The organism is Streptomyces pacificus, assembly GCF_011766325.1.
Taxonomy (GTDB): Bacteria; Actinomycetota; Actinomycetes; order Streptomycetales; family Streptomycetaceae; genus Streptomyces; species Streptomyces pacificus.
In genome coordinates, this window is the sequence record NZ_BLLG01000001.1 from 216,326 (window position 1) to 232,105 (window position 15,780).

13 protein-coding genes are annotated in these 15,780 nt (G+C 71.4%); 8 read left to right on the forward strand and 5 right to left on the reverse strand.

Annotation, left to right across the window (positions count from 1 at the left end; all coding sequences use genetic code 11):
- Positions 1 to 178: 178 nt before the first annotated feature.
- Positions 179 to 1,054 carry an acyl-CoA thioesterase gene (locus SCWH03_RS00920; protein ID WP_173260603.1) on the reverse strand — a complete coding sequence of 292 codons (876 nt, stop codon included), beginning with the start codon at positions 1,052 to 1,054 and terminating at the stop codon, positions 179 to 181.
- Positions 1,055 to 1,058: 4 nt separating this feature from the next.
- Positions 1,059 to 2,216: an acyl-CoA dehydrogenase family protein gene (locus SCWH03_RS00925; RefSeq protein ID WP_173260605.1), complete on the reverse strand. Its 1,158-nt coding sequence runs from the start codon at positions 2,214 to 2,216 to the stop codon at positions 1,059 to 1,061.
- A gap of 390 nt (positions 2,217 to 2,606) precedes the next feature.
- Between SCWH03_RS00925 and SCWH03_RS00930 the strand changes: the two genes are divergently transcribed.
- Positions 2,607 to 3,854, forward strand: a complete 1,248-nt coding sequence (locus tag SCWH03_RS00930; RefSeq protein ID WP_173260607.1) for an AAA family ATPase — start codon at positions 2,607 to 2,609, stop codon at positions 3,852 to 3,854.
- A gap of 33 nt (positions 3,855 to 3,887) precedes the next feature.
- Here SCWH03_RS00930 and SCWH03_RS00935 read toward each other — a convergent pair whose 3' ends face one another.
- Positions 3,888 to 4,109, reverse strand: coding sequence for a DUF397 domain-containing protein (locus SCWH03_RS00935; RefSeq protein WP_173260609.1), 222 nt, complete (start codon positions 4,107 to 4,109; stop codon positions 3,888 to 3,890).
- Positions 4,102 to 4,896 carry a helix-turn-helix domain-containing protein gene (locus SCWH03_RS00940; protein WP_173260611.1) on the reverse strand — a complete coding sequence of 265 codons (795 nt, stop codon included), beginning with the start codon at positions 4,894 to 4,896 and terminating at the stop codon, positions 4,102 to 4,104. Before SCWH03_RS00940 ends, SCWH03_RS00935 begins: the two co-directional genes overlap by 8 nt.
- Positions 4,897 to 5,094: 198 nt before the next feature.
- On the opposite strand from SCWH03_RS00940, the gene SCWH03_RS00945 reads away from it, so the two are divergent.
- The 5 genes from SCWH03_RS00945 to SCWH03_RS00965 all read left to right on the forward strand — a co-directional run bounded on the left by SCWH03_RS00945 (position 5,095) and on the right by SCWH03_RS00965 (position 10,410).
- Positions 5,095 to 5,388, forward strand: coding sequence for a hypothetical protein (locus SCWH03_RS00945; RefSeq protein ID WP_173260613.1), 294 nt, complete (start codon positions 5,095 to 5,097; stop codon positions 5,386 to 5,388).
- A complete protein-coding gene (locus SCWH03_RS00950) occupies positions 5,385 to 5,696 on the forward strand; it encodes a hypothetical protein (protein ID WP_173260615.1) in 312 nt (103 codons plus the stop codon). The genes SCWH03_RS00945 and SCWH03_RS00950 overlap by 4 nt, the downstream gene beginning before the upstream one ends.
- 672 nt (positions 5,697 to 6,368) lie before the next feature.
- A complete protein-coding gene (locus SCWH03_RS00955; RefSeq protein ID WP_272491039.1) occupies positions 6,369 to 7,775 on the forward strand; it encodes a M1 family aminopeptidase in 1,407 nt (468 codons plus the stop codon).
- A 452-nt stretch (positions 7,776 to 8,227) separates the two neighbouring features.
- Positions 8,228 to 9,031 carry a glycoside hydrolase family 25 protein gene (locus SCWH03_RS00960; RefSeq protein WP_173260619.1) on the forward strand — a complete coding sequence of 268 codons (804 nt, stop codon included), beginning with the start codon at positions 8,228 to 8,230 and terminating at the stop codon, positions 9,029 to 9,031.
- An 80-nt stretch (positions 9,032 to 9,111) separates the two neighbouring features.
- Positions 9,112 to 10,410, forward strand: coding sequence for an aminotransferase class V-fold PLP-dependent enzyme (locus SCWH03_RS00965; RefSeq protein ID WP_173260621.1), 1,299 nt, complete (start codon positions 9,112 to 9,114; stop codon positions 10,408 to 10,410).
- Between the two features lie 207 nt (positions 10,411 to 10,617).
- Here the strand turns inward: SCWH03_RS00965 and SCWH03_RS00970 are convergent, their stop codons facing one another.
- Entirely contained in the window at positions 10,618 to 12,084 is a 1,467-nt protein-coding gene (locus SCWH03_RS00970) for a PucR family transcriptional regulator (protein ID WP_308788853.1), read from the reverse strand.
- A 695-nt stretch (positions 12,085 to 12,779) separates the two neighbouring features.
- Here SCWH03_RS00970 and speB point away from each other — a divergent pair.
- Both speB and SCWH03_RS00980 read left to right on the forward strand, forming a co-directional pair.
- Entirely contained in the window at positions 12,780 to 13,751 is a 972-nt protein-coding gene (speB, locus tag SCWH03_RS00975; protein WP_173260623.1) for an agmatinase, read from the forward strand.
- On the forward strand, positions 13,748 to 15,457 hold the full coding sequence (locus SCWH03_RS00980; RefSeq protein ID WP_173260624.1) for a thiamine pyrophosphate-binding protein: 1,710 nt from the start codon (positions 13,748 to 13,750) through the stop codon (positions 15,455 to 15,457). Before speB ends, SCWH03_RS00980 begins: the two co-directional genes overlap by 4 nt.
- Positions 15,458 to 15,780: the final 323 nt, after the last annotated feature.

Below are 15,780 nucleotides of genomic sequence, written 5' to 3' on the forward strand. Positions count from 1 at the left end.
CGATGGGCTCCGGTGCACCGGGCCCCGGCGCGGTGGCCCCTCGGCCGGTGTGCTCGGGCGGTGCGCTCGCCCGGTGCGCCGGGCCGGGCGGGACGCGGTGGGCTGCCGGTTCACGCCGGGTCGCTCGGGCGGGACGGACCACGCACCGCGCGGGTGGACGGCGGCGCCCGGCCGCGAGTCAGTCGCGCGGGACGCGGACCACACCCTCCTGGATCACCGAGATCGCCAGCCGCCCGTCCTGGGTGTAGATGCGCGCCTGGCCGAGGCCGCGGCCGCCGTGCGCGCTCGGCGACTCCTGGTCGTACAGCAGCCACTCGTCGGCGCGGAACGGGCGGTGGAACCACATCGCGTGGTCCAGCGAGGCACCGACGACGTCGCCGACCGCCCAGCCGCCGCGCCCGTGGGCCAGCAGCACCGAGTCGAGCAGCGTCATGTCGGAGACATAGGTGGCGAGGCAGACGTGCAGCAGCGGGTCGTCCGCGAGCTTGCCGCTGGTACGGAACCACACCTGCGAGTGCGGCTCCCGCTGCTCGCCGATGCTGGCGTACGGCGGCCTGCCCACGTACCGGATGTCGACCGCGGCGCGGACCTCGAGCATGCGCCGCACGATCTCCGGGTGAAGGGGGCCGCCCGCGTAGTGGGGCAGTCGCTCGGCGGCGGTCGGCAGGGTCTCCGGATCAGGCGCTTCGGGCATCGCCGCCTGGTGGTCCAGCCCCTCCTCGTGGACCTGGAAGGAGGCCGAGAGGTGGAAGATCGGCTGGCCGTGCTGGACGGCGACGACCCGCCGGGTGGTGAAGGAACGGCCGTCGCGGATGCGGTCGACCGTGTAGACGATCGGCGCGCCCGGGTCGCCCATCCGCAGGAAGTACGCGTGCAGGGAGTGCGCCGAGCGGTCCTCGGGCGCGGTACGGCCCGCGGCCACCAGCGCCTGGGCCGCGACCTGCCCGCCGAAGACGCGGGGCACGATCGTGGGGCGCGAGTGGCCGCGGAAGATGTCCTGCTCGATCCGCTCCAGGTCGAGCAGATCGAGCAGGTCGTCGAGAGCCTCGCTCACAGGGTCAGAGGCCCATCGACTTGGCGATGATCGACTTCATGACCTCGCTGGTGCCGCCGTAGATGCGGTTGACGCGGTTGTCGGCGTAGAGGCGGGCGATCGGGTACTCGTTCATGTAGCCGTAGCCGCCGTGCAGCTGGAGGCACCGGTCGATGACGCGGTGGGCGACCTCGGTGCAGAACAGCTTGGCGGAGGCGGCCTCGGCCGGGGTCAGCTCGCCCGCGTCCAGCGCCTCCAGGGCGCGGTCGGCGACGGCCTCGGCGGCGTCCACCTCGGCCTGGCAGGCGGCCAGTTCGAACTTGGTGTTCTGGAAGGACGCGACGGTCTTGCCGAAGACCGTGCGGTCCTGGGTGTACTCCTTGGCGAACCGGATCGCGGCCTTGGCCTGCGCGTACGCGCCGAAGGCGATGCCCCAGCGCTCCGACGGCAGGTTCTGGCCGAGGTAGTGGAAGCCCTTGTTCTCCTCGCCCAGCAGGTCCTCGGCCGGGACCCTGACGTCGACGAACGCCAGCTCGGCGGTGTCGGAGGTGCGCAGGCCGAGCTTGTCCAGCTTGCGGCCGATGGAGTAGCCCTCGGACTTGCTGTCCACCGCGAAGAGGGAGATGCCGAAACGGCGGTCGTCCTCGCGCGGGGCGGAGGTGCGGGCGCACACGATCACGCGGTCGGCGTGGACGCCGCCGGTGATGAACGTCTTGGCGCCGTTGAGGACGTAGTGCGTGCCGTCCTCCGACAGCCTGGCCGTGGTCTTCATGCCCGCGACGTCGGAGCCGGTGCCCGGCTCGGTCATCGCCAGCGCCCACATCTCCTCGCCGGTGACGAACTTCGTCAGGTAGCGCTTCTTCTGCTCGTCGGTGGCGAGCATCTTGAGGTACGGCAGGGCCAGCAGCACATGCACGCCCGAGCCGCCGAAGTGGACGCCCGCACGCGCGGTCTCCTCGTAGAGGACGGCCTCGAACTTGTGGGTGTCCAGGCCCGCGCCGCCGAACTCCTCGGGCACGTTGATGCCGAATATGCCGAGCTCGCCGAGCTTGTCGTAGAACTCGCGCGGCGCCTGGCCGGCGGCGAACCACTCGTCGTAGACGGGGACGACCTCGGCCTCGATGAAGGCGCGGACGGTCTCCCGGAACGCTTCGTGGTCCTCGTTGAATACGGTCCGGCGCACGGACGCCTCCTCGGCACGGTGTCGGTCACTGGCTGGGTTCAGACGAGCACACAGAGCTGTCTAAGCGCTTGCTCAGAATAAGTTACCCGGCGGTTGTTGAAGCTGTCCAGAGTGATGCGGGGCACGTGCGCGGGCGGGAGGCGGGAGGCGGCCGGGCGTGGCGGCCGGGTGTCACGCCCGGGCATGGGCCCGCACGTGACGATCCGCGCCGGCGGCCGGACGTGATGACCGGACGTGACGTCGGCCCTGTCACACGGCGGTGTCGGTGTCGGGACCGGGGCAGGGGCCGGTGCTCATGGGCTGCCCCGGTGACGGGAGAGGGCGGACGCGGCGTCCGGATCGAGCCGCTGTCCTTCGCGCCCACTACTCTGGCCGCGGAGAGGGGCCGGCATGCTGCTGAGATTCCGCACGGCGAACGTGCGGTCACTGCGCGACGAGCAGGAGCTGACGTTCGTCGTGCCCGAGGACGACCCGGGCACGTCCGCACGCCCGGTGGGGCTCGCGGGTGACCGGTCACTCGCCGTACTTCCACTGATCGGCGTCTTCGGAGCCAATGCCTCCGGCAAGTCGAACGTGCTGGCCGCCATGACGGACATGCGTGCCGCCGTCATCAATTCGTACGCACGCTGGGCGGCCTTCGAAGGGACCGCGCGCGTTCCCTTCGCCCTGAACGACAAGGACGGGCAGCAGTCGGCCAGCTTCTTCGAGGTGGACCTCGTCCTTGACGGCGTGCGCTGGACGTACGGCTTCGAACTCGGTGCGGACCGGGTCGAGGCCGAGTGGCTGCACAGCTATCCCCGAGGCCGTCGGCAGGTGTGGCTGGACCGCGACGCGTCCCGCGCCGAGGTCTACGACTGGCCGGGAAACCGCGTGAAGGACCGGGCCGGACTCGAGCGGCGCACCCGGCCCAACGCCCTGCTGCTGTCCACGGCCGGCACGGACAACCATCCGCAGCTGACCCCGCTCTTCCACTGGTTCCGCCGCAACCTCTGGCTGATCAACCCGGAGGACGAGCGCGAGCAGCGCGAGGCTTTCACGACGCGGGAGCTGACCGGCAGCCGCGCGCGCCGCATCAACGAGTTGCTGCGGGTCGCGGACCTCGGAATCACCGGTGCGGAGGTCGTCCAGGAGGGCACGGGACCCGCGACGGTCAAGCTCACCCACCGCTCCGCCGCGGGAGACGTGGCCTTCGACTGGACTCGGGAATCTTTCGGTACCCGATCCTGGTTCGCTCTGCTCGGTCCCCTGCTCCTCGCCCTCGACGAAGGCGCCGTGCTGCTCGTCGACGAACTGGATGCCAGCCTGCACCCGCGCTTCGCCGCGGAGGTCGTTCGACTGTTCCACGACCCGCAGGCGAATCCACGGGGGGCGCAGCTCGTCTTCACCTCGCACGACCCCTCTGTGCTCAGCACCCCGAGCGGCGGTCGGCTGCTGGAGCCCGGGCAGGTGTGGCTGACCGAGAAGGACGAGGAAGGCGCGACGGACCTGTACCCGCTGACGGCGGCGTCCCCGGGGGAGGACGAGGACCTGATGAAGTCCTATCTGGCGGGTGCCTTCGGCGCGGTGCCGTCTCTTCTGGAGGGCCAGATCGCGCGGCGACTGCTGGCGGCGAACGAACGGGAACGCGAGTACGAGTAGAGGCTTGACGCGTCCCGATGTGGCGCGGCGCGGTCAGGCGGGGAAGGCGTTGTTCTTGAGGGCGGTGACGAACGTAGACCAGCCAGTCGTCGCGAAGACCAGCGCGGGCCCTTGAGGGTTCTTGGAGTCGCGGACCGGGATACCCGACCGGTGGCCGTCCAGGACTTCAAGGCAACTGCCTGACTCCGGGCCGCTGTAAGACGATTTACGCCAGCCGCGCATCGCGGATGCGTCACCGATGATGTGTTCAGTCATGATGCCCGTAGTCCTTAGCTGTCGTTCGCAACATGGCCAGCGACCCCCTCAGTGGTAGAGCGTCGCTCAGTGCGAGATCGTAGATAGCCTGAAGCCGCGCGACAACGGCTGGGGAGTCGTGCAGCTTCCCGATGGACAGGCCCTCGGTGTAGGCGGTCGGAGGCTGGTCATCGAACCACATGAGCGAGACCATGCCTTGGTTGATCGGGTGGATGTCGGCGCCGAGCGGTAGTACATGCACACGTACACGCCCGGACTCACCCAAGCGGACCATGTGCATGATCTGCTCCGCCATGACTTCCGCGCCGCCGACCGGTCGGCGCAGCACGGTCTCATCCAGAAGGGCCCACACTACCGGCGTCACCGGGTCGGTGAGGATCTGTGCCCGATTGAGCCGTGTGACAACGTGCCTGTCACGTTCCTCGTCGCTCCTGGGTGGGAACGTCGTGCCGAGAACTGCCCGCGCATACCTCTCCGTCTGGAGGATGCCGGGGACAAAGGTGAGGGCGAACTCGCGGATCATCGTGGCCTGTTGTTCGAGCTGCCGCGCTGACTCGAAGTAGTCGGCGATCGTCCCGCCCTCCTGTGGCAGGAAGCTGCTCAGCACGTCCCCCGTGCCCAGCGCCCTGTCCAGCCGCCGCGCATCCTCCTTCGACGGGATGCGGCGGCCCGCCTCGATGTGGGCGATGTGCGAGCGGGTCATGATCGCGGCATCGGCCAGTTCCTGTTGGGTGAGGCCGGCGGCTTCGCGTTGGGCCTTCAGCCATTCCCCGTAGGTGTTGCTCATCGTCAACTCCCTCGCGACAAAAGCTCTGTCACATCGAACCCCCTGGTCAGGGTAGCCCGATCGGTCCCAGGCTGTGAGTGAATCGCTACAGAGCGAGTTCACCGGGCGGGGCCGCCCGGGAGAGCCGCAGTCACAGACCCCCGCGACCGGGGCGAACGGTCCGGGGGCGTGGCCCTCAACTAACCAGGAGTTGACGACGTGTTGCACTGTATCGTCCGCCTGATCGACCCGCTCCGGAGGCTCCTGTGGCCTCCGCCGCCCGTGGACCACTGCCCCCCGCCCCTGCCGCCGTGTCCGCCCCCACCCACCCGTGCCCCCGCCCCGTACTACCGGGGCGAGGACAGCCCTCTCGTCCGTCCCTACCTCCTCGCCCACGAGCGCCGCCAGGCAGAGGCCCGCCGCCGGCACCTCCGTCGCCGGGCTCTCTGGATCACGGTCCAAGGCGTCGACGCCGGCCCGCTCGTGATGCACGGACGGGAGGTGGCGGCGTGATCCGTCGTACCACCGAGGCGCCTCGCCTGCTCCCCTGGACCGGGGCCGAGGGCAAGCCCTGCTACCTCGTCGGTGACGGTGACGGCTATGTGTCGCGCCTCGCCGACGACTTCGAGAGCGTGCAGCTCGGCATGGCCGCCGATCTCCTCGCCCATGCCGACGACCTGCTGCCCGACCGCTCCGCCACCCCCGAACAGCTCCGCTACGTCATCGCCCGCCTCGTGGAGTCCCTGCGCGATGTGCACCGCGTCGCGCGGAGCCGAGGGGCCCGGCTCGCCGCTCCCGTCCGGCTCGACCACCCCGGGTAGCGGTGTCCCGAGTGGTCGAAGGCCGCGCCCGCCGCCCGTCCGACAGGCTCTTGAGACCGTGTGGCGGTCCTGCGGCCATCACCGGCGTCCGCGTCCCCGTGGCCCATCGGTGTACTGCGGTCGTACGGGTCGACTTCGGCACCGGCCGCGCCTGGCGGCCGCTCCTCGGGGCCGTGCCCGCATGATCACACAAAGTCGCCGGGGCAACGAGGAGCACATGAGGCCGGCGTGATGTCGGAGTGAGGGAGGCGTCCCTGATCGGCCGGCGCCCGTGCACTGCGGCGAAGCCGCTGATCTCCGGCGGAGGAGATTGCTGTGATTGCGGCATTCAGGTGCTGCCGGTACCGTTTTTCTGGAATGTCGGGACGCCTCGCCCACGGCCCGGTCCCGCTCTTCGGTGATGACGGCCGGGCAAGGCGGCGACTGCCCGGAGCGTTGAGCCCACGGCCTCTCCCGCGATGCACCGCATCCGACGCCGCGCACTGATCTACCGTCGAGAGGCCCGGCAACTCTCCGCCCACGGTGCACCCTCCTCATACACGGTGACCTTCGGCGAAACAATGCCGGGGCGCGGTCTGTTCTCCATGGCGCAGGGAGACGGGGATGATCCGGATCGGTGGATGCAGGGCGGGTCTTCTGGCGGCGTTCACCGCGACCCTGCTCATCGCTTCGATGGGTGTGACGACGGCAGACCCCCCGGTTCCGGCTGATCCGGTGTTCCCGCGACTCGGCAACTCCGGATACGAGGTGGAATCGTATGACCTTGAATTTGTGTACCGTCCGGAAGGTCAGAAGGTGCCCGTCGAAGCGGAGGCGGTGATCACGGCCCGCTCTTCGGTCGAACTGCAGAAGTTCTCGCTGGACGCGCAGAAAATGCACGTGAAGTCCGTGACGGTCGATGGGGAGGATGCCCGTTTCACTCTGGCGAAGAAGAAGCTGCAGATCTCTCCGGCTTCCTCGGTGGCACCGAATCACGTGATGCGGATCAATGTCCGGTACGACGTGGACCCGCGTGGTTCTGGTGCCAGTGGCTGGGTGGACACGGGGAGGGGTTTCGCTCTCGCCCCGCAACCCGACAAGGCGCACACGGTTTTTCCCTGCAACGACGTTCCCTGGGACAAGGCGGACTTCACCTTCCGTGTCTCGGTAACCCGCGGCAGTGACGCCGTTGCCGTAGCCAGCGGACTTCCGCTGAAGCCCCCCGAGACCCGTGGCGCATACACGACGTACACCTACGGGACCGTGCATCCGGTGGCACCGGAACTCGTGCAGATCGCCGTCGGCCGGTATGAGACGGAGGAGATAGGCACGGTCGACGGGGTGCCGATCAGTCTCGTCCTGCCGCGGGGAGCCGCCGGCCGCTTCGGTCAACTCGACATGGCCGTGGAGCAGATGAGGTGGGCGGTGAGAGAACTGGGGCCGTTTCCGCTCGAGGCGTACGGTCTGATGCCCCTCGACACGGACGGAGAGGTCCCGTTCGGATTCCATGCCCTGGAAACGCATACGCTCACCGTCTACGATCCCTCCTATCTTTCGTCCACCCCGCTCGAGAGCGTCGCCCCGCATATGATGCACGAGCTCGTGCACTCATGGTTCGGCGGCAGTGTCACACCGAAGACATGGGCGGACAACTGGATCAGTGAGGGCCACGCCAACTACTACGGCCTCACCTACCGGTTCGCGCAGGGCTGGAGCACCAACGACGGCAGGCACCGCTCCATGGAGTCGCTGATGGCGGACTTCTACCGGAGCGGTGACGTCTACCGTGCGCAGTACGGTCCGGTCGCCAGGCCCACGAAGGAATCGCTGTTCAGCGAACAGGTCTACCGAGGCGGCCCCCTGGTGCTCTACGCACTGGAGCAGAAGGTCGGGAAGGCCGCGTTCAGGCAGATCGAACGGTCGTTCCTCGCGGCGTACGAGGGCGGGTCCGCCAGTACGGACGACTACATCGCGCACGCCGACCGCATCGCTCCAGGGCAGGGAGTGAAGGGGTTCCTCGAGTCCTGGCTCAAGGGGACCGAGACGCCGCCCATGCCGAACCATCCGGACTGGAAGGTGACGCCGCCGCCGAAAGGGTGATGGCGGGTGGTGGCGGAGGGAGAGGGGCGGTTGCGGGGAGCGCGAGGCGGGCGCGGGGTCCGGCGGGCGTGATGAGGACGGATGATCCGCGGGTGCGGGTGCGGGTGCGGGTGCGGGTGCGGGTGCGGGTGCGGGTGCGGGCTCCGGGGCGACAGGGAAAGCGCGTCGATACGACTCCCCGCGCGGCAGCCGCCGAAATGCGTCTCCGGAACGGCCCGCATACGATTCCGCCATATCCAGGTCTTCTTCCTTTGTGTTTCCCTGGCTCCGGAAATGCGCACTGGCGGAGCACGGCCGGTGCCGGCGTCGCCATGGGAGAGTGCATCATGCCGCGTCGTGCATCCGCCGGGCGCTCGATGAGCGCCGTAGTGACTGCCGCGGTGCTCGTGACCGCCCCTTGTTCCGCCATATGGGTGACTTCCGGGACGCCGATCCCGCCGGGCCCCAGAGGGGTGGACACCAGCGAGTTCAACCACGGAGACGGTGATGAGCCCATCGACTGGGACAGGGTCGCGACCCGTAACGCCTTCGTCTTCATGAAGGCCACCCAAGGCACGCAGTACGAGGACCCGTGGTTTGCGGAGGATTTGGCGGGTGCGTCTCGCACGAGTCTCTACCGGGCCCCCTACCACTTCTTCGACTCGCAATCCCCAGGGGACGCCGAGGCTCAGGCTGCACACTTCGTCCGTACGGCACGCGCCGCCGGCTACACCGGACGTAATCCTGGGGAACTGCCGCCGGTTCTCGATGCGGAGAGCGGGTGGCGGCACCACCGGCCCAGCTGCCCGCCCGGTACCGACGCCCGTCAACTCGCGACTTTTCTCGGTGCCGTCGAGGAGGCGTTCGGCATCAAACCGATCGTCTACACCGAGTATTCCTTTGCCGTCAGCTGTCTTGCGGGGAATGCCGCGGTGTTCAGGGGGCATCTGCAGTGGCTCGCGAGTTGGGGTGCGAAACCCCGCCCACTTCCCGGCACGGATCAGCCGTGGACGTTCTGGCAGTACACCGATCAGGCGCAGGTCCCGGGCATTTCGGATGACGTCGACCGCAGTGTCTACCGTGGCACGCTGACGGAACTGCGCGCCCTGGCCGGTGTGACCGGATTCGCCCGACCGGAAGCCGCTCCCCGAAGGCTCGGTGAGCCTCTGCGTCCTGTTCCGGTGCGGGATCCGGCCGTCGGCCGGGCGTTGCCGAAGCGATCGACCGGAACGGCTTCCCCGAAGGGGCGGCGGGCGGCAACGGGGAATCGGGTTTAGTGTGAGGTGAATTCTCCGGCCGTCGAGATCGGAGATGTCTGCCCGGTGCCTCGGGAAACCGTGTCCGAAGGAGCGCTGGTGTGTATAGGACGAGTCGGCGTGACCTGCTGGTGAAGTCGGCCGGAGTGGCCGCAGCCGGCCTGGTGACCGGATCGTGCACTGCGCCGAAAGCGTCACGGGAAGCGGCTCCGCTCTCCTCGGCGCCGGCCGGGCAAGCGGACTGGGGCACTCTGCGGGGACAGTTCCGGCTGGAGCCGGGGTGGGCGAACCTTGCCCTGTTCTACCTCGCCTCGCAGCCGAAGCGGGTACGTGACGCGGTGGACCACCTGAGTGCACAGGTCGACGCCAACCCTCTGGTGGTGCCCACGGGGATGAGGCTGCCCGACGGCCCGACCGGCTGGCCTCGCGTGCGCGAGGCGCTGGCCGCCTACATCGGAGGCCGCGCGGAGGACATCGCGATCACGGCGAGTACCAGCATCGGCCTCGGGGTGGTCTACAACGGGGTGAGGACACGGCCCGGTCAGGAGTTCCTGCTGACCGGCTTCGACCATCGCGCCCAGCACATGGCGGCCGACCTCGCGGCCGAGAAGCGCGGGGCCCGGGTGAGGATGTGCTCGTGGTTCGCCGATCCGGCCACGGCCACCGCCGGGGGCATCGCCGCGGCGGTGGGCAACGCCATCCGCCCGCACACCCGGGTCGTCGGGATCACCTGGGTCCAGTCCAGTACCGGACTGCGGATGCCGGTCCGTGCCGTCGCCGACGTGGTGCGGCGGGCCAACGAGGGTCGCAGTCCTGCCGACCGGTGCCTCCTGGTGGTCGACGCGGTGCACGGGCTCGCGGCGGTCGACGAGGACGCCGCCCGTCTCGGTGCGGACGTGGTCGTCGCCGGCACCCACAAGTGGCTGTTCGGCCCAAGGGGAACGGGGCTGGTCTGGGTGCGTCCGGAGATCCTCGACCAACTGCACCCGACGTTCGTCAGCTTTATCTCGGGCGGGGGAGCGGCGCCCCTTTCCCCCGGCGGCTTCCTCGCGTTCGAGCACGCCTTCGCACTGCCGGTGGCGGTCGCGATGCACCAGGAGTGGGGGCGGGCGCGTGTGGCCGGACGCATCAGCGAACTGGCGACCCGGGCGAAGCAGGGACTCTCACAGACCCGGGGGGTGACGGTGCACACCCCCATGAGTCCCGAGCTGTCGGCCGGCATCACCTGTTTCAGCGTGGCGGGGCGTGCCAACCGTCAGGTCATCGACCATGCGGCCACCCGGCGGGTGCGGCTGTCGGCGTTGGCCTCGTCGCCCTACACCCGCCTGGGCACTGCCGTCATCAACACACCCGCTGAGGTGGACACCGCGATCGCCAGCGTGGCCGGGTTCGCCCGCTGAGCGCGGTGCGACAGGGGAGGAGTACGGAGCCCGGGGGCGGGGTCCTGCGGGCTCCGACGGCCGGCCGGGTCGCGCGACCCGGCCGCGTCGCGCGCTCACGCGGCTCGTCGGAACCCTTCCTGCCCTTCCTGCCCTTTCCGGCCTTCCTGCGCTTTCCGGCCTTCCCGGCCTTCCCGGCCTTCCCGGCCTTCCACGGCCGTGCCGACGTCAGCTGTAGCGCAGCGCGAACCACAGCTCCATCCGTGCGTCCGCGTCGTCCAGGTCGACGCCCAGCAGCGAACCGCACCGGGCGATCCGCTGGCGGACGGTGTTGCGGTGGACGCCCAGGGCCACCGCCGTACGGTCCCAACTGCCGTGCAGCGACAGCCAGACGCGCAGGGTCTCGGTGAGCGCGGGCGAGTCCGCGACCGGTGCCAGCAGGGTGCGTGCATGGACGGCCGCCTCGTCGGGCGCGACCAGCTCGCCGAGGCCGGTGCCCCGCTGGCGGGCGAGCGGGACGCGGGTCGCCTCCGCGCGGCGCAGTGCCCGGGCGGCGGCGGCGTCGGCGGTGCCCAGTTCCTCCGCCGCAGCCGGGGCGCTCACCCCGAGGGTCCAGCCGGGCTGCGGTTCCACGCGCCGGTCGCCGCAGAGCAGGACCCGCACCCGCGCCCCGTCGGTGTCCACCAGGGCGCTGCCCAGGGCCGCGCCGAGGGCCGAGGCGGCGATCCGGTCCGGCTGCCCCGGCCGTGTCCCGTGCACCACCGTCCAGGGGCCCCCGCCCAGCTCGCGGACGGCCTCCGCGGGCGTGCCGCCCAGCAGCAGCCGTACCAGCGCGGCAGTCCGCCCGCTCGCGTCCGCTCCCCGGTGCGGCGCCGTGAGCAGCGACAGCAGGACGGCGGCCAGCCCGGCGACCGTGTGGCCGCCCGGTTCGCGCCCTTCGGCGGCGATCCCGAGGACCAGGCCCTCGCCGCCGAGCGCGTAGGCCGCGAGGTGCACGTCCCCGGCGGTGTCGGCCGCCGAGGAGGGTGCCCGGCGCGCGGCGTCCGCCGCCGCGCCCTGTGCCGTCCGGCCTCCGGCGGTTCCCCGGAGCGGGGCGGTGGCCGGGTCCCCCGCGGGCTCCTCGCCGGCGGACTCCGGGCCCACCACCCGCGCCAGCCGTCCCAGGGCCTCGCGGGCCTCCCGGGACGGCGCCCGGCCCGAGACGTGCAGGGCCGAGCCGTCCGGCGCCAGCAGCACCGCCCAGCCGCCGAGGCGGGAGGCCAGCTGCTGGAGCACCGCGGGCACCGGATCGGGGCGGGCCGCGGCGCCGGCGAGGCCCTGCTGGGCCTCGCTGACCCGGCGCACCTCCCGGAGCCTGGCCTGCGCCATCAGCCCCCACACGGCTCGCGCGACCGCGGTGAAGGGGGTCTTCGGCGGCACCTCAAGCAGCGGCAGCCCGCGGCGTTCGCAGGCCGCGACCAGCGCGTCCGGGACGGCGTCGTACACCGGAGCCAGCCCGAAGCCGATCGCCGCGCCACCCGCCTCGGCGACCCGCGCCGCGTACCGCTCGGGGTCCTTCAGCAGGACGCCCGCCGTCAGCAGCAGCTCACCGCCCAGGAGGTAGGGGTACGGGTCGGCCATCTCCGAGGCGTGCACCCACCGGATGCGGACGCCCTCCGCGCCGGGGGGTTCCGGGGTGCCCGCCAGCAGCCGCAGTCCGAGTTCCTCCCGCGCCAGCAGTGCGGTCAGCGGTACGGGCGGGGTGGGTGGCGCTGCGGAGGCCGCGGGTGCCGAGGGGCCGGCGGGGACTGGGGAGCCGGTGGGGAAGGGGGCGGCCGAATCGGCCGTGGGAGCCGTGGGAGCCGTGGGAGCCGCGGGTGCCGAGGGGCCGGCGGGGACTGGGACGGCTGAGTCGTTCGCAGGGGCCGCAGCTGCCGAAGGGCCCGGGGAAGCCGCATCGGCTGCGGGGGCGCCCTGGAGAGCGGCGGAGTCCGGCATGGTGGACGTTCCATCCCTGATCGTGTTCGAGAATGGAGGAAACGTACACTTCATCGTCTCTGTTCGGCCACCTATCGTCGAGTCGTCCAACCGACGCGGTACGGGCGGATACCGCCTCTACGCGGGGGAGCCGCTGCGTCCCCCTGGGCCTCTGCACGACACGCCACCGAGGTGAGAGCGAGCAAGGCCCCATGGCCCCCGGCTATGCAGTGACCGTCGTCCGTCCGGCGGGCATGCCGGCCATGGGCCGGCCGACCGGCGCGAGCGCCCGGCGGGCCTCGGCCCCGAGGCGCCGAGGCCCGCGAGCGGGTGCCCGATCCGGAGACGGTCCGGGCATGCCGTGAACCCCGTTACAGTCAAACCACCGCATACCGATGGATAAGCAGAAAAACGCAGGAAGCAGAGGCATGGTCATGAGCAGCAACGAGGCGCCGCGCGGCCCCATCGACTCGTCCCGCATCCCGCGGTACGCCGGACCCGCGACGTTCGCCCGGCTGCCCCGGCTCGACGAGGTGGGCAGCACCGACGTCGCCGTCGTCGGCGTGCCCTTCGACGCCGGGGTCTCCTACCGTCCCGGCGCGCGCTTCGGCGGCAACGCCATCCGCGAGGCGTCGAGGCTCCTGCGGCCGTACAACCCGGCCCAGGACGCCTCGCCCTTCGCGCTCGCCCAGGTCGCGGACGCGGGCGACATCGCCGCCAACCCGTTCCACATCAACGAGGCCGTCGAGACCATCGAGGCCGCCGCCGACGACATCCTCGGCACCGGCGCCCGCATGATGACCCTCGGCGGCGACCACACCATCGCGCTGCCCCTGCTCCGCTCGGTCGCCAGGAGGCACGGCCCCGTCGCGCTGCTGCACTTCGACGCCCACCTGGACACCTGGGACACCTACTTCGGCGCCGAGTACACCCACGGCACCCCGTTCCGCCGCGCCGTCGAGGAGGGCATCCTCGACACCGAGGCCCTGTCCCACGTCGGCATCCGCGGCCCGCTCTACGGCAAGCAGGACCTCACCGACGACGAGAAGATGGGCTTCGGCATCGTCACCTCCTCCGACGTCTACCGCCGGGGCGCCGACGAGGTCGCCGACCAGCTCCGCCAGCGCATCGGCGACCGCCCCCTCTACATCTCCATCGACATCGACTGCCTCGACCCGGCGCACGCCCCCGGCACCGGCACCCCCGAGGCCGGCGGCATGACCTCCCGCGAACTGCTGGAGATCCTCCGCGGGCTCGCCTCCTGCAACCTGGTCTCCGCCGATGTCGTCGAGGTCGCCCCGGCCTACGACCACGCCGAGATCACCTCGGTCGCGGCCTCCCACACCGCGTACGAACTCACCACGATCATGGCCCGTCAGATCGCCGCGTCCAGGAACGGCAAGTGACCCACGACCACGACCTCGTGCTGCGCCCCACGGCGCGGCAGGTCGAGGCCGCGCTCAACCCGCCGCCCGGCCGCAACGGCGGCGATCTCGTCGTCGAGACCCTCGCCGGACTCGGCGCCACGACGGTCTTCGGCCTTCCGGGCCAGCATGCCCTCGGCATATTCGACGCGCTGCGCCGCTCCGACCTCGGCTACGTCGGGCTGCGGGTGGAGGGCAACGCCGGCTTCGCCGCCGACGCCCACGGCCGGATCACCGGACAGGCCACCCCGCTGCTGCTCTCCACCGGCCCCGGCGCGCTCACCGCGCTCGCCGCGCTCCAGGAGGCCGCCGCGGCCAGCGCCCCCGTGCTGGCGATCTCCAGCCAGGTGCCGAGCGCCGGCATCGGCGGAGGACGCCACGGCTATCTGCACGAACTGCGCGACCAGCAGGCGTCGTTCCGGGACATCGTGAAGTCCGTGCACACCGTCCGTACCGCCTCCCAGATCCCCTCCGCCATCGCCGACGCCTGGGAGTCCGCTCTGACGGTCCCGCACGGACCCGTCTGGGTGGAGATCCCCCAGGACGTGCTGCTCGCCGAGACGGCCCTGCCGGTCGTGACGGCCCTGGACGCCACCCCGCGCGACCTCGTGCCCCGCCCGGAACTCACCGCCGCCGCCGCGTATCTGCTCCAGCACGCCGAGCGCCCCGCCATCATCGCGGGCGGCGGGGTCGTGCGCTCGGACGCCTCCGGCAAGCTGCTGGCGCTCGCCGAGAAACTGGACGCGCCCGTCGTGACCACCTTCGGCGGCAAGGGGGCCTTCCCCTGGGAGCACCCGCTGTCGATGCAATCCTGGCTCGAGGACCGGCACACCACCGACTTCCTCGAGGACGCCGACGTGCTGCTCGTCGTCGGCTCCGGCCTGGGTGAACTCTCCTCCAACTACCACACCTTCGCCCCGCGCGGCCGGATCGTCCAGATCGAGGCGGACCTCGGCAAGCTCGAGTCCAACCATCCGGGGCTCGGCATCCACGCCGACGCCCGGACCGCGCTCGCCGCGCTGCTGGAGACGGTGGACGAGCGCCGCGACCCGTCGGCCGCCGGGCGGGTCTCCGCGCTGCTGGCGAAGGTCCGGGAGCGGATCACCGGCCAGGAGCTGACCCTGGAGCAGGAGGTACTCGCCGCCGTCCGGGAGGCCCTGCCGGACGACTCCCCCAGCTTCTGGGACATGACGATCCTCGCCTACTGGGCCTGGTCCGCCTTCGACGCCCGCCGACCGAACACGATGCACTCGGCACAGGGCGCGGGCGGCCTCGGCTATGGCTTCCCCGCTGCCCTCGGCGCGGCCGCCGCGGACCGCACCAGGCCGGTGCTCGCGGTCTCCGGCGACGGCGGAGCGATGTACGCGATCGCGGAGTTGGCCTCCGCGAAGCAGTACGCGCTGCCGGTGACCTGGCTGATCGTCGACGACGGCGGCTACGGCATCCTGCGCGAGTACATGACGGACGCCTTCGGCGAGGCCACCGCGACCGAGCTGTCCCGCCCGGACTTCGTCGCGCTCGCCGACTCCTTCGGCGTCCCGGCCGTGCGCACCACCGCGGAATCGCTCCGCAAGGACCTCGCCAGGGCCCTCGCGCAGCCCGGCCCCTCGGTCGTGGTGCTGCCGGCGGTGCTCCGGATGTTCGCGCCGACCCACCTGGAGGGCGAAGGGGCGCGGGGGCACCGGTGAGGGGTGCGGCGCGCGGGTGACGCGGGTGGCGTGGCGCGGATGCCCAAGTGGGCCGGGCGTGGCGCGGGGGGCGCGGGTGAGGGCGCGGGTCTGGGTGCGGTTGCGCGGCGGGGCGGCGCGAGTGGCGGCCGTGCCGTGCGCCTGCGGCCGGTGCGGCGGGTGACGCTCGTGCGGTGCTCCTGTGGCGTGGTGTGGCGTGGCGCTGCATGGCGGGAGTAGATGGGTGAGGCCGGGCGTGGCGCGGCGGTGCTGCTCCGGTCGCCCCCCCGCGGAGTGACCGGACTGCCGGAACGGCCCGGCCTTTCGCGGATGCATGCCGGCGC